This window comes from Bacillus sp. FSL R7-0166 (genome assembly GCF_038008935.1).
Taxonomy (GTDB): domain Bacteria; phylum Bacillota; class Bacilli; order Bacillales; family Bacillaceae; genus Bacillus; species Bacillus altitudinis.
Genome location: NZ_JBBPAC010000001.1, coordinates 610736 through 624920, shown reverse-complemented (window position 1 = coordinate 624920; position 14185 = coordinate 610736). Strand labels below are relative to the sequence as shown.

Here is a 14185-nt window from a genome sequence, read left to right as displayed (position 1 = left end):
CCGATTTTATAAACCTTGATGCAATTCTAAATGTTGAAAGATAAATTCATTACATCCTGGTGCATCTTCTACAGGAGCAACTAGAACAGAGACATCTAAGCGTGCCCTACGATCATCTTTATCTATGATAGGATAATGAAAAACAACATTTTCCGACTCCTTGATATGACTTTTGTAGTCTCCCATTTCTTCAATGACATTATCAAAGCAGAACAAGCAATCAACTTTTTCTAGCTCATCTCTCAACTTACTACTTTCTTTGAAAATAAAATTCATTAATTATGCACCTCCTTTCAAAAGAATTAGTTATAGAGCCAGTAGCTTCTCATTCTCTTTTTTCTAAGGTCAAATGATCAAATGACCATGATCTCCAAAGATGATCTCCTTTTCCTTCATTGCGTACAAAAGTCACCGCTAGTCTATGGCGAACTCCTTCAATTTTGACAAATTCAACAACGGTCGCATTCTCATCTGCCGGAAAATAATCGAGTTCCATCATAATGTTGTGATAGACCCCTAAACATCCAACTCTTTCTAACTCATTTACCAAGTCATTTTGATTCTTTAAGTCATAGCTCAATTTTCAATACCTCCTTATTTATCTTTAATCTTCATTCTTTTTTTCCAGCCACAAACAATCAAAACTGCAAATCGGCAAAGCAGCAATAGGCGTTTCAACTTCTTCGCTTGGCTCTTCTATTGAAAAGAAAACTCTTAAATTATAAGTCTCTTCACCTTCTTCAATTTCTGTCCCAACATCAAACGAGACCGCCCCAGCTTCTACATTTTTACGTACCGCCTTTAAAAATGAACCACTAGGGAAAGTGCATCCAACTTTTTTTAGTTCACTTTCAAATTTTGAAATGTTCTCAAAAACAAAAGCCATTTATATCCCCCCTTCATTAATCTTGTAGTTCAAACCCTTGATAAAAAACATCAACATATGTTTCTCCGTCTCTCTCTTCTGGAAATTGGGCTTCAAAATCCACTTTCAAAATAGATTCCTTTCCATCCATTTCAATTTTCTTGCGAACGGTAATCGTTCCAAGAAATTCTTCAATAGTCCTAGCAGACCTAATTTGATCTGTCGCTTCTAACCAGATACTTTCCCATGCAATTCTAGCCTTTTTTTCAATCTCTCTTAGCTCACTAGCAAATTGTAAACCGTTAGCAAAATTTAAGATCATTGTTTTTTCCTCCTTTTTAAAAAACAAAAAGGACAGCCTATTGACTATCCTTTAAAATCTTTTTTACATATCTCTCTTTATTTCAAGCATTAAAAGTAAAATTGGTGTTATTCCGCCAAGGATGCACAGCAGCATTTCCAAAAACACCACCCCTCAAAATTAAGAACTCATCCCCCTATTCCCCCGATTCTTCGGGGGACTCCCTCGCCGGTAGGCAGCTCAAAAGGTGTGATGACCTTTTGAGACATTAAAAGGGTTTTGGGGGCGCTGATTGTTTCAACTCCTTAATGCTCCCTGCGGTGCGCTTACCGTTGACACAAGCCTTAATCGCATCACCTGTGTTTATTAGTGTTAACGAGACATAACCCAATCTAAATCCTTTTTAGTCCACCCTTCTGGCAGACCATTAGGAAAAGGGTTGCCAGCATAAACAGGTTTCAGCAACACTTCATCTTGATCTATGGTTTTACTGTCCATGTGAGCATACATAGAAGCGTAAAGCTCCAATTGTTCTGTTACTTCCGTTTTGACCAGATTTACACCCATTGGTTTTGACTTGATTTTTGTATCGTATTTTCCTAACTCCGCCCAAATTGGAGAATAGAATTTACGTCCACCATCAACAAGCTCATGCGCAATTCTTTTGTCTTTATTTTCAACTTGTTCATCACTAAACAAGCTGCCTGTGTGTCTTTCCACATTGATATGAGGAAGCTCATACACAAGGTCATGGACTGACGTTTCACCCTGTTTTTTGTTAATGGCTTTCGTTTGTTCCATAGTGATCAATGAGCGATCACCGCTTTTTTTGTACGTCAAATAACTATCGACTAAACGTGTGGGAACTTCAAAGTCAAATGATGGCTGAATGCTGCCGCCAATTTCATTTTCATAATGAAGATTCACCTTTCGCTCGAATCCATAGCCTGTTTTCTTCTTTTCAATTTTCGCTAATGGGAAAGTAAGTGTTTCATAATAAACCTTTCCTGCTGATGGCGTTTTTTCAGTCATTACAACGCCTTTGTATGAAAATTCTTTTTGCTTTTCAGAAGTTGCCTTGATCGTTTTTTCGCTTGCTGCATATCCATCGGTACTCAATGTAGATGCAGCATCAATTTTAAAATCATTTTTGTTGAAGCCTGTAAATTTCACAGTATAGAGATTTTTAACAGCAGCCTTCAAACCGTCAGATGGTATTGTCATTTCTATTTTCTTAGGTAGCTCTTTCGCCGAATATGTTTTAGAAACGATTTTCTTATCCTTCAAGTACATGCCTACTGTGATTTTCTTTTCTTCAAAATCTTTTAAAGTGGTCTTATAATTCATTTCTTTAGACAGATGAACTTTCACAGGTAAACCCTTTGTGGATTTAGCTGTGTAGATTTGCAACTTATCAAATGACAGCTTTGCCAATGGCTTATCATAATGATAATTGATGACAATATTCTTGCCGCCAATCGTTCCACTTTCTTTGTCTCCATCAGTTCTTATATAACGATACTTGTATTCTCCACTTTTGATAGAAGGGTGCTTTTCTGAATACTTTTCTCCACGCACCTTTTTGTATTTCTTACTTTCCTTAATTTTTTCACCTGTACGGTTGTCATAATAATTAACCGTCACAGACCTCTCCAGGTTGTAATAAAACTTGATCGTCACATCTTTGCTGCCTAATGTGCCTGTTTTCTTATTTGTGTTCACAGGAATAAATTTTTCTTTCCCTTTTGCAATGGATTTTTTAGGCGAAAATGAATACGTTGAACCTATGTTTCTTGTATAGCTCTCCTTTTCCAAGACTTCTCCAGAATATTTATCAATGTGCTGCACATTGATTTTCTTCTGGCGCACTTCAAATTTTGCGGTAAAAGACGTCTTATCATCTGGGTCTCTATATACGTCCATCATTCCCAAAACTTGTGTATTTCCACCCACAGGCTTTGTAATCAAAGGCTGATACCTTTCTCTCTTACTTCCATAAAGGTCACCAGTAGAATAATTCAATCCAACCCCCATACCAGCTTCTAATCTTATCCTTTCATTTCCATGAACAATCATTTTTCCACCAGTAATCTTTTTCCCTGTACTTTCATTAATAATTGTCACATTGCTAGGAACTTTTATGTTTACACTATTTGATTTATGCGATTTAAACGTTGTGGATTCTGTCACTTGTTTGTTTCCTTTTACAGAAACAGCAAGTTTTCTTTTGGAGAAAGTCGTTCTATTATCAGGCACTTCACCATTAATCACTTTATCCCACAGCTCATCATACTTCTTTAAATTCTTACCACTGCCACCATTTGAATAAATTCGATCTAATACTAATGAAGTAACAACTATACCCAAATCTTCCTCACTGTCTTTAAAAATGTTCTCTTGACCACCCCATCCATAATAAAGCGCCCTTTGCACCTTTTCATTATTATATGGAACAGATTCATCATATTTCGCCCCAGTACCAGGGGTAGGTTTAGAGTGCTGAAAACAAAAAGCAATCTTACCATCAACCTTAAATTTCCCAACAACCGAACCACCATAATTGATCTTTCCTAAATACGTTATTTTCGGTGGTGCTGCATCCGCCTTTTTTAATGAAATAAAATCAAAGGCCAATGAAAGCAATCCTTTCTTCTTTTTCTCAATCTCTTTTTCTATTAGAAGAGTTTGACCAATATCACCATCATTTAATAATTTATCGAATTTTGCTTTTTCATAATCGCCACTAACTTTCATATAAAGCGATTGACCACCCATTACTAGAAAACCATCTTCATTTATAGATAATCCTAGCGTTTGGTTGCTATCTATTGGTCTGTCATCCCTTTGAATAGTAAAGAGTAGAGAGAAAAGAGTAAGTGATAAAAATATCAACAGAGCCTTTTTCAATAACACTAACAACTCCTTCTTTTCAAAAAGAAAAGGATATTCCGAAGAATACCCTTAACTTTTATTTATTCAATTCATCCCAAGGAACATCCAAATCTTTTTCACTGTAAGTGTGTTTGTCATATGAATAAGTGCTTTCTCCACTTCCAGCATGATTTTCAATCTTTCCTTGTCCTGTTTTCTTTCCGTTACTTGTAGAATTATTTGCAGGCGTTTTTTTAGGAACAGCAGTTGATTTTTTAGGCGCACTGGATTTACTTTGATTTGAACCGCCATTACTCACGTATTTCTTTTTGGGCTGAACATTTTTTGAAGGACTGGAAGAACCAGTAGTATTTCTATATACTTGCGTTTGTTGTTTTTTCACAGGAGCTTCACTAACACTATTATTGTTATTCTTTTTCGGTTCATTGGAAGCAACGATTCTTTCTTTTTGTTTAGGCTGCTCACTAATAACCTGCTTTTGTTTCTTTTCTACTTTCTTTACCTTTTTAGGTTTAGATTTTTTAACTTCTTTTACTTCCTTCTTCTTCACTTCTTTTTTCGTTTCCTTTGTTTCTTTTACAGCAGCAGCCGTTTTGGTTTCCTGTTTATCTTGTGTTTCTTGCTTCGCTTCATTTTTAGCATTAGCAGAGAACCCCCAAATAGTTCCACCAACTAAAACGCCCGCCAACCCTAGACTAATTACAACTTTTTTCGCTTTCATAGTCTCCCCGACTCCTTCTTTTTACGTTTTATTCTTAATACAATTATACCATTTTTTGCACTTTTTTACATCAAAAAGTTTAGTTATTTTCCAAATAATTGATATAATTTAGCACTTTATTATAAACCTGTCGCACACTACTTCTTTCTAAAAACACTTTAGTACTGGTCATCCTTCCATCTTTCAAAAATTTAGTTTTATAAAAGGAGTACCGGTACTCTGAAAACCCTTTTAACCTTTCTCCCTCTACTATCAAAAACCATTCACGGCTCAATTGCCTTTCGTACACCAAAGAAGGAACACCAACCATAAAACCCAAATTATTCAGCCTATGATCTAAACCTTTCCATTGGCCCATGTTACCTCACACAGCTTGATCCAATTTAAGTCTTTTAAAATTCAAGACAACATAATCATCCTGCTGCTGATAGTCCGTAATGAAGCTAATTCTCCCTAATACGCACCTTCCTGTATAATTCCCATCTTTATACTCACGTAATTGAATCAAATCCCCCACTTTAAAATCCCTATCATTTTTTCGTATTTCAAAGCATTTGTGACCTGTTTTACAAGCCCAAAAGTATTGAGGTAGTATTTTTAATTCATGAAATCCTTCCTTCAAGAAAATCTCCCCTTTCTTATCCAAACAAAAAAGGACAGTCTTTCGACTATCCTTTAATGATCTTTTTTTACATATCTCTCTTTATTTCAAGCATCAAAAGTAAAATTGGTGTAATTCCGCCAAGCATGAACATCAGCACTTCCAAAAACAGAACCCCCTCAAGATTAAAAACTCATCCCCCTATTCCCCCACTCATGGGGGACTCCCTCGCCGGTAGGCAGCTCAAAAGGTGTGGTGACCTTTTGAGACATTAAAAGGGTATTGGGGACGCTGATTGTTTCAACTCCTTATCCTCACTACGTTCCGGTACCGTTGACACAAGCGATATTCGCATCACCTGTGTTTAATAACAGCAAGCCCCTAAAATTAAACCACCATTTCATGAATTGGCGTTAAGAATGTTTCCAACATTTTTTCATGCTTATCTTGTAATTTTGCATTCAAGATCATATCAGATAAGTCATTTTCACCCAATGCTTTATCAGCTTCTAAAATCATCTTCATTGTGGGAGCACAACTATTTTTCAACCAGTTACGGGACTTTTCATAAAAGTCATTTTCTGGTTTCATGTACAAGCTAAGTTTGCCGACATCACCGACAAATCTTGACCAAAATTCACTTGGTTCCCAAAATCGTCTTTCTCTTTCAGTAGGATCAACAAACTTTATATAATTGTTGATGATCTGCAATGCTATATAAGTTAAATCTCGTTCTTTTATCAACTCACACACAGCCGTTTGTGCTCTATCATTTTTTAAACGGATTTCATATCTATTCCAATCCTCAATTTCTTCATATGGAATATTATATTTTTCAGCTTGTTCATGACCCTTTTGATAAAAGCACAAATATGCTTCCGATTTTTTAGAACCGAAATACATAGTTGTTCCACCCAATAGCCCATCGTTTAAACTGAATGAACCATTATAGTCAGACTTTCTAAAACGAGAAATACATTCACCCTGTTGAGCTTTTTGTAATAGCTCTGGAATAGAAAAATACGTTTTTTTGTCGTCAATTGCTAAATCCAATCTTGTGAATTTACCTTTTCTATCAAGGCACTCTTGAAAAAAATCAAACCATGTCTTTTTTCGGCAATCTAAGAAGGATTCGAACTGTCTGCATCCTTTACCAGAAAACTCTATTAAAGTTCCTCTGTCATCACCTTCGGCACTGTAGAACACTTTAATCATATCCATTTCCCAAGTGCCCACATAACCATAAAAACCAGTTTGTTTCTCTGTCATAAAATCCTTACTGATGTGCAAAATATTTTCGATTATGTCATCTACATCATGTGTTTTAAAACTAACACGTATGTAGTCAACCATTGATACTAAAGGATTTTCAGCACTTTCTATTCTATCCATTTTACATTACTACCCCCCTGTTAGCGTGGGGGGGTTTCACTTTCCCCGTCATTCGCTACACTCACTCCTCCTAAGTCACTTCGGGCGCTTTCGCTGTCGCTTGCGGCTGTCGCCGTCTGCGCGCCCTGCGCTCCTTTAGCAAGTCGGATTTCTTCTAGGAAATCATAGCCACTTGGTATTAAAGGGCTGTAAAATTCCATAATATTTCCCGATCCTGCATAGGCGTATCCTCTACCTTTAATATCCTTTTCAACAAATTTTTTATCAGTGTCACCAAACAACATACCGTAACCCGTTTCGCTCATTTTTCCCAAAGACACTCTGAAATTAAACTGGTCTCTTATTCCGTCAGCAAAGTATTTAGCATCTGGTCTTTGAGCACCAGCAATGAGAAAAAAACCTGCCTGTCTACCTAGCATTACAATTTGCTTAACGCTCTGTATCGCTTTATCACGTTCCTTAAAATCAAGCATATCCATGAATGCAACGTATTCATCGAATATGATAAATACAGGTTTATATCCCAAATAAGCATAGTTTTCCCCAGTCCTATAATTCGGATGTTTTTTCATATCATCCATTCTTTGCATCATGTCCTCAACAGAATTTTGCAAGGTCATCATAATTCCGTTTTTACGAGAAAACACTTTCCGATCAAAAATTCCTTCTAAATCAGCCAAATCAGCATTTTTAGGGTCTAATATACGCACATCTGCACCTGATGCAACAAGGGACTTTACCAGAGTCAGTATAAAATATGTTTTCCCTCCACCTGTTCCCCCAGAAATCAGCATGTGCGGTAACTTATCAAATGCCCAATCAATATGCTGCATTAGCTTCATAGAGCCTTTATTTACTATAGCGTCATCAATAGATATACGGTTTTTCCCTGCATCATATAGCAGCTTATAGGTGAAAAAACCATCTTCCATATCTGTAGAGACTAAATCACAAAAGAACCCATTCTCGAATTCCTTCCCTAATTCCATAAATCGAGACTGGAACCTGCTCATATCCATAGCAATTTTGATAAAAATATAATGATTATCCTTGACCCTATAATAAAACCTAGGAAAATAGGAGATTTTTTGAATCATCCTATCAGTCACTTTACTCTTTACGTTTTTTGTATCATAGAATTTATTAGAAAATATCATTCGTGCTATTTTCTGTCTGTGATAGATTTTTTTGTAGTTATGATGAAAGATGTAATACCATACAAAAATTAAAGCCGCAGGTACTATAAGAGACACCAATAAACTTTTAATAATTAACGGCTTATTAAAGGTGAAGCTTTGAAATGTATCCTCTAAACCCTTATCATATATAATCCAAAGATGATCTTTCCAAAAAAGAGTCATCAGCAACAAAAAAACAGGCACACTTATTAATGCACCTGTTTTTAAAACGTTATTTTTATGTCTAGGACGAATCTTTGTCCCTTTATACTTCCATAGCTTAGAAATGGTCATGCACTCCTAACACTATTACTTTTTGTCATTCGTTACTGGGGCTGTTGCTTTTGCAGCATTAGCATTTGAACCTTTGAGTCGAATATCTTCTGCAAGAATAGTCCAAACGAGCGTACCAAACCGACCACCATTGTCCACTCTTGCTTCAATAATAGGGTTTACCAATTCCACATCTTGCATAAAGTCATATTCCTTTAATTCAATATTAGAAGGTAAGACGACTTCAACGGGACCACCTTGACAACTAGCAGCTAGATTATAAGTTCTGCTTTCTAATTCATCAGTTCTTTTTTGATTGACTTGATCATAAACAAATTTTTCACGTTTAAATCCTAAGAATTTGCAATCTCCAAAAGTTTCTTCTTTGTTTGGTACAATAAATTTCAATTCCATTTTATGTTCTCCTTTGATTCGTGTTCATCACGTTTTTTATTAGTTTATTAAAAAATAAAATCGCTCCGACACTGTCATCATGGCGCTTATCAGTCGCTCACAGCATAACCAGTCATGGCAACCTAGTAGACCATTTATGATCATCAAGTTGATTAATGGTGACAACTATCCCACACGCTTTTTCTAGCCTGCTACGGCATTATTAAACATGATTGCCGTTAATCGTCAAATACTCACGCATGACATTTCAATCAAGAAGCCTTATAATAAAAGTGTCTATGTTTTATCTAAGGCGTTCTTGATGAATATCAAGGCGCTTTTTTTGTCTGTATGTATTTTTCAAAGAACTTCATTCCTTTTTTAAAGAAATACTCCACCCACATATGGGCCATTCAAAAGAATAACTTTTGGTTTAGCACCAAATATGACTGGTGATTCATCTACAAGAGGTGTCCTAAAATATTGTATTGGCTTCCCCTCTGAATCATAAAACGCTTTTCTAAACCATTGATCAAATTCCTCATATTCTTCGTGCAGCGACTCATCAATCTTTTTTTGAATTACTGCTGCTAGAGCAAATGTAATTGGTTCTTTTTCATTTTCAAACCTTTTTAAAGATTGATTGAAAAATTCTAAAAGGCTCAATTACTTCACAACCTCTCTTTTCTCTCACGCTTTATAGTGGTGTAAACTCACACTATTCATTTAGCGAGAAGAGAAGAAATTTCTTTTATCCCGACATTATAATGTTTCTTGATTCGTCGAAATGATATCCCTTTTAGTAACAAATTTTCAATTACTTCTCGTGTCAATGGCTGCGATAAATAGTGCTCTGTATATGCATTATTAAGTGCCATCTTCATTCTCGCTGTCCAATTACCCTCAAGCTGCTTTGCTAATGATACAGCCTTTTTCATTACGTCGTTTGTTTTAGACTTGCTCATCAACATTCTCCACCTCCTTAGTTGCATAGTAACAACTTTCAAAATAACTCTTATTTACTTTTCCTTTTATTACTTTAAATCCATTTTCTTTTAATTGAGAATTTAATTCTCTAATCATCATGTATGCTTTGTTTTGTGAAACATCCATTATCTTCATAATGTCATTCACATCTAAAAATTCCTTCATTTTAGCCTCCTTTGTTTATTTTTACTCCTTTTTGTTGTTAATTATATTTTATTACTCCTTTTAGGAGAAGTCAATGTTTTTTTATCGAAAAGAGGTTAAAATTCAAATATATACAACTTTTCGTTGTAAACTTTATTTTACAGAGGAATGATATTATGTCATTAGCAGAAAGGTTAAAAAAGGCGAGAATAAATGCAGGTTTTAAAACTCAAAAAGATGCTGCACAAAAACTAAACATCAGACAACAGGTCTTATCTAATTACGAAAACGGAAGAAATAGCCCCGACACTGAAATGCTGAGAGAATTAGCCGATCTATATAATGTGTCAACAGATTATTTATTAGAATCTAAACGAAAGCCTTCAAAAGTAGAAGAAACAATAAATGATGCATTAGCAGAATTAGAAAAAGAAGATACATTGCTATTAATGAAAAACGCAGACATTGATGAGGAAACAGCCAAATTAATCAAACAAGCTCTTATTAACGGCATTCGTTATGTTGATGAAATGACCAAAAAAAAGAAAGAGTGAAAAGGGTTGTATACAGATAAAAGAATTAAACATATTGCACAACATGTTATTAATGATCATCAATCAAACGATCCACAAGTTCTATCAAAAAAGTTAGATATAATAATACTCCCTTCTAATTTAGGAAGTAAAATTAATGGTTTTTTACAATATCATGAGGGTGCAAATAAGTATCTCATTCACCTCAACAACAACTTAGATTTTCATGATCAACAAGCGACACTTGCCCACGAACTAGGTCATTTCTTCTTGCACAAGGAATTTAATACTTTCAAGATAAAGAAAACTTCAATTGTCCTTGAAAGTAAATTGGAATCCCAAGCAAATACTTTCGCAGCAGAACTATTGCTTCCAGATAGTTTATTAAAAGGGTCAAACCTTTGTATAAGAAATTTATCTGCTGAAACAATTGCAACACGTTATAATGTTCCATTAGCAATAGCCAAGATCAAATATAAACAAAATAAAAAGCTCTCTATTTACAATAGAAGAGAAAACTTCCATGAAAACCATGTTGTAATAATTTAAAAAAATCTCGTGTTATTGTTCAATAGAAGAACTAACACGAGATTTTTTATTAAGCTACTATTCTTTCAGCAACATCATGTTTAGATTGTTGTACATCACTAACATAAGCAAATGTTAAAAAACTAATGACCAGTGTAGACATAATCAATAACATCTTTTTCTTTTTCATTATTTTTTCTCACTTCCTTCCTAATATGGTATCTTGACTCGATATTCATTTTATAATAAAAAGTGGATAATTCAAAATCACCATTCTTTTCATAATATTGACCCACATCATTTGAAAGGTATTCAATATCAGCGTAGAGCCTTTTCTTCGTTAAATACTCAAAGCACTCATCAATCAGATTTTCATCACCTTCAAAGTACAAAACAGTCAGAACCTTGAACTTCTGTTGATATTCCTCATCATTCATAAGTTCAGAGTATTTGGTTCCCTTAAAATAAAAATATTTCGCCTGTTCTAAATTTCCAATTTTACAATGAATCCTTGTCAGCATAAATAAAATTTTTGTCAAATATATTCTTTTATAATTTTCTAATATATCCAAGGCTTTATCTAAATGAAAAGTAGCATTATCATAATCCTCCAGCTCATCATAACATACACCAATATTTATGTGGGCCATCCCTTTTATTAGAAAATCTGATTTCTTTTCAGCCGTATCTAATACTCGAAGAAATATCTCTAAAGCTTCATCATACCTTAAATCATCAATTAAATTACCACCAACAATGAAACGACATCTAAGAGAATGTTCAAGGTATTCTTCATTCTTATCATAAATTTTAAGAGCTCTTTCAGCATAATTTAAACTAAAATAAGTTTGTTTTTTTGCATAATAAACATGCGCCATTTTGTAATAAAAATCCGCCTTTTCTATTATGTCATCAACTTCATCAAGTTTGCTTTCAGCCTTCCTATAAGCACTAATAGCTGTGCTCAATTCATTTCTGCGGAACTCATACATCCCCATGAAGAAATAAAAATAAAATTCCAACATTCCAGTTAGGTTTTCTTGTCTCTCGACTTTCCTCAGAGACAAGTAGTCATCATCTAGCATTTTGATATCATGAACATTAATTTCATTAATCATCATGTAGTGTCTAAATTCAAGCAATTGATAATATAGAAATACGTCTGGATTTTCTTCCATATTGTCTAGCTCTTCAACGACTTCTTCCTTTATAGATTCAGCCTGTTCTATTCGGTTATTTTTTATTGCTGTATACCAGTAATTGAGTTTGGTGGCAACTAAATCATAGGGTATCATTTTATCCATTGCCTTCCCCCCTTTAAATCATGCTAATTTAAATATTTACACCATTATTTCAAATCCACCTTTTTTCTTAAAGATGAATACGACACAATCCAAAAAAAATAACGCAAACAAAAATATAACTAATTAACCATAATGTAACAAGTATATTTACCTATTGTAAATTTTTCAAGTGTTAAATAATTAGATGTTTTAATAAATAAAGATGCACACAAAAAAGCCAAGTCCTCATAAAAAGGAATTGGCTTTTCTCTCCCCTTTGGTGGGGTTTTTGGTGGGGAACCATATCATTTTAGAGTGTTTTTCGTCATTTCTAAACAACTCAAACCCTTATAAATCAACATTAACACACCAAATCAATTATATATTTCATTCCCACTCAATCGTAGCAGGCGGCTTACTCGTAATATCATACACCACGCGGTTAATATGCTTCACTTCATTCACGATACGAGTCGAGATCTTCTCAAGTACATCCCAAGGGATTCTTGCCCAGTCACTCGTCATACCATCAATAGACGTAACAGCACGGATACCGATAGTGTAATCGTATGTTCTTGCGTCGCCCATGACACCTACGCTGCGGATGTCTGGGAGGACTGTGAAGTATTGCCAGATGTCGCGCTCAAGGCCGAAGTTGGCAATTTCTTCTCGTAGAATCGCATCAGATTCACGGACGATTTCTAGTTTTTCTTCAGAAATTTCACCTAGTACACGGATTCCTAGTCCTGGACCTGGGAATGGCTGTCTCCATACGATGTCGTCTGGAATACCTAGCTCTGACCCTAGAGCACGGACTTCATCCTTGAATAGTGTATTGAGTGGCTCAATCAATTCAAACTGCATGTCTTCTGGAAGACCGCCTACGTTGTGGTGAGATTTGATTGTTTGTGCCGTTGCAGTTCCACTCTCAATGATGTCTGTGTAAAGAGTTCCTTGTGCTAAGTAGTCGATTCCTTTTAGCTTGTCCGCCTCGTCATCGAATACATAGATGAATTCGTTACCGATGATTTTACGTTTTTGCTCAGGATCAGACACACCTTTTAGCTTGTTTAAGAAGCGATCTTTCGCATCTACTTTAATCACGTTCATGTTGAAACCTTCGCTAAATGTTTTCATTACCCCTTCTGCTTCGCCTTTGCGAAGAAGACCGTGGTCAACGAAAATACATGTCAGCTGATCGCCGATGGCTTTGTGGATCAATACAGCCACAACAGATGAATCTACACCGCCGCTTAGTGCGCACAATACTTGTTTGTCGCCTACTGTTTGACGGATTTTCTGCATTTCGATTTCAATGAAGTTCTCCATTGACCATTTGCCATCGCAGTCACATACGCCGAAGACAAAGTTCTTCAATAGATCATTTCCGTACTCAGAGTGACGTACCTCTGGGTGGAACTGAACGCCATAGAAATTCTTCTCAGCTAAGCTCATCGCTGAGTTTGGACAATGTGCACTTGTTGCATCAACTGTAAAGCCTTCTGGTACTTCAACGACAAGGTCACCATGGCTCATCCAAACGACTTGATCCGTTGGAAGGTCTTTGAATAAAGCAGGTGTTCCGTTAATATGGATGTCTGCTTTCCCATATTCACGCTGGCTAGCCGCTTCTACTTTCCCGCCTAAATAGTGAGTCATCAGCTGCATGCCGTAGCAAATGCCTAGAACCGGAATGCCTAGATCAAAAATCTTTTCGTCACAGCGGAAAGATCCTTCATCATATACACTGTTTGGTCCACCAGAAAGGATGATTCCTTTCGGCGCCATTTCTTTAATTTCTTCAGCAGTTAAAGTGTGCGGATGAAGCTCACTGTACACACCAAATTCACGAATACGGCGAGTGATCAGCTGATTGTACTGACTACCGAAATCGAGAACCAAAATCATTTCATTTACTAAATTTGTCATGGTGTCACCTCTATGTCCAATATAGTTTTTATAAACGCACAGAAAAAATGAGAGGAGAAAACCTGCTCTCAGTGTAAATCACGCTTTTGAAGCGCCCAGACTCACATCCGAACGCTTCAATTTCATGTATTTTAGAAGGTTTTAATATTCACCTATTCTAACAAC

16 protein-coding genes and 2 pseudogenes are annotated in these 14185 nt (G+C 35.6%); 2 read left to right on the top strand and 16 right to left on the bottom strand.

Features of this window, described 5'->3' with window-relative positions:
• Positions 1-6: 6 nt before the first annotated feature.
• The 14 genes and pseudogenes from NST01_RS03175 to NST01_RS03110 form a co-directional block, all read right to left on the bottom strand.
• On the bottom strand, positions 7-276 hold the full coding sequence (locus NST01_RS03175; protein ID WP_181891261.1) for a hypothetical protein: 270 nt from the start codon (positions 274-276) through the stop codon (positions 7-9).
• A gap of 49 nt (positions 277-325) precedes the next feature.
• Positions 326-580, bottom strand: a complete 255-nt coding sequence (locus NST01_RS03170) for a hypothetical protein (RefSeq protein ID WP_044141477.1) — start codon at positions 578-580, stop codon at positions 326-328.
• A gap of 24 nt (positions 581-604) precedes the next feature.
• Complete coding sequence (locus NST01_RS03165; protein ID WP_181891262.1) at positions 605-886, bottom strand: hypothetical protein; 282 nt, start codon at positions 884-886, stop codon at positions 605-607.
• Between the two features lie 16 nt (positions 887-902).
• Entirely contained in the window at positions 903-1187 is a 285-nt protein-coding gene (locus tag NST01_RS03160; protein WP_041115299.1) for a hypothetical protein, read from the bottom strand.
• A gap of 351 nt (positions 1188-1538) precedes the next feature.
• Positions 1539-4079 carry a thioester domain-containing protein gene (locus tag NST01_RS03155; protein WP_341041477.1) on the bottom strand — a complete coding sequence of 847 codons (2541 nt, stop codon included), beginning with the start codon at positions 4077-4079 and terminating at the stop codon, positions 1539-1541.
• Between the two features lie 55 nt (positions 4080-4134).
• On the bottom strand, positions 4135-4779 hold the full coding sequence (locus NST01_RS03150) for a hypothetical protein (protein WP_249476504.1): 645 nt from the start codon (positions 4777-4779) through the stop codon (positions 4135-4137).
• 21 nt (positions 4780-4800) lie between these two features.
• Positions 4801-5137, bottom strand: a pseudogene (locus NST01_RS03145) (hypothetical protein).
• A 6-nt stretch (positions 5138-5143) separates the two neighbouring features.
• A complete protein-coding gene (locus NST01_RS03140) occupies positions 5144-5401 on the bottom strand; it encodes a DUF3850 domain-containing protein (protein WP_249476507.1) in 258 nt (85 codons plus the stop codon).
• 366 nt (positions 5402-5767) lie between these two features.
• Positions 5768-6824: pseudogene (locus NST01_RS03135) on the bottom strand (replication initiation factor domain-containing protein).
• A complete protein-coding gene (locus NST01_RS03130) occupies positions 6793-8244 on the bottom strand; it encodes an FtsK/SpoIIIE domain-containing protein (RefSeq protein ID WP_144667766.1) in 1452 nt (483 codons plus the stop codon). The pseudogene NST01_RS03135 and the gene NST01_RS03130 overlap by 32 nt, the downstream one beginning before the upstream one ends.
• Before the next feature lie 15 nt (positions 8245-8259).
• A complete protein-coding gene (locus tag NST01_RS03125; protein WP_144667763.1) occupies positions 8260-8637 on the bottom strand; it encodes a DUF961 family protein in 378 nt (125 codons plus the stop codon).
• Positions 8638-8997: 360 nt separating this feature from the next.
• Complete coding sequence (locus tag NST01_RS03120; RefSeq protein WP_144667760.1) at positions 8998-9282, bottom strand: hypothetical protein; 285 nt, start codon at positions 9280-9282, stop codon at positions 8998-9000.
• A gap of 56 nt (positions 9283-9338) precedes the next feature.
• A complete protein-coding gene (locus tag NST01_RS03115; protein WP_235673332.1) occupies positions 9339-9581 on the bottom strand; it encodes a hypothetical protein in 243 nt (80 codons plus the stop codon).
• Positions 9568-9768, bottom strand: a complete 201-nt coding sequence (locus NST01_RS03110; RefSeq protein ID WP_144667757.1) for an ICEBs1 excisionase — start codon at positions 9766-9768, stop codon at positions 9568-9570. Before NST01_RS03110 ends, NST01_RS03115 begins: the two co-directional genes overlap by 14 nt.
• Positions 9769-9923: 155 nt before the next feature.
• On the opposite strand from NST01_RS03110, the gene NST01_RS03105 reads away from it, so the two are divergent.
• The gene (locus tag NST01_RS03105) at positions 9924-10301 is read left to right on the top strand and encodes a helix-turn-helix domain-containing protein (RefSeq protein ID WP_041115327.1); all 378 of its coding nucleotides are present in this window, start codon (positions 9924-9926) and stop codon (positions 10299-10301) included.
• 6 nt (positions 10302-10307) lie between these two features.
• Complete coding sequence (locus NST01_RS03100; RefSeq protein ID WP_144667753.1) at positions 10308-10829, top strand: ImmA/IrrE family metallo-endopeptidase; 522 nt, start codon at positions 10308-10310, stop codon at positions 10827-10829.
• A gap of 122 nt (positions 10830-10951) precedes the next feature.
• On the opposite strand, the gene NST01_RS03095 is transcribed toward NST01_RS03100, so the two are convergent.
• Positions 10952-12112 (bottom strand): response regulator aspartate phosphatase, encoded by a 1161-nt coding sequence (locus NST01_RS03095; RefSeq protein WP_144667750.1) that lies wholly within the window; start codon positions 12110-12112, stop codon positions 10952-10954.
• Between the two features lie 366 nt (positions 12113-12478).
• Positions 12479-14020 carry a glutamine-hydrolyzing GMP synthase gene (gene guaA, locus NST01_RS03090; protein ID WP_008344342.1) on the bottom strand — a complete coding sequence of 514 codons (1542 nt, stop codon included), beginning with the start codon at positions 14018-14020 and terminating at the stop codon, positions 12479-12481.
• Positions 14021-14185: the final 165 nt, after the last annotated feature.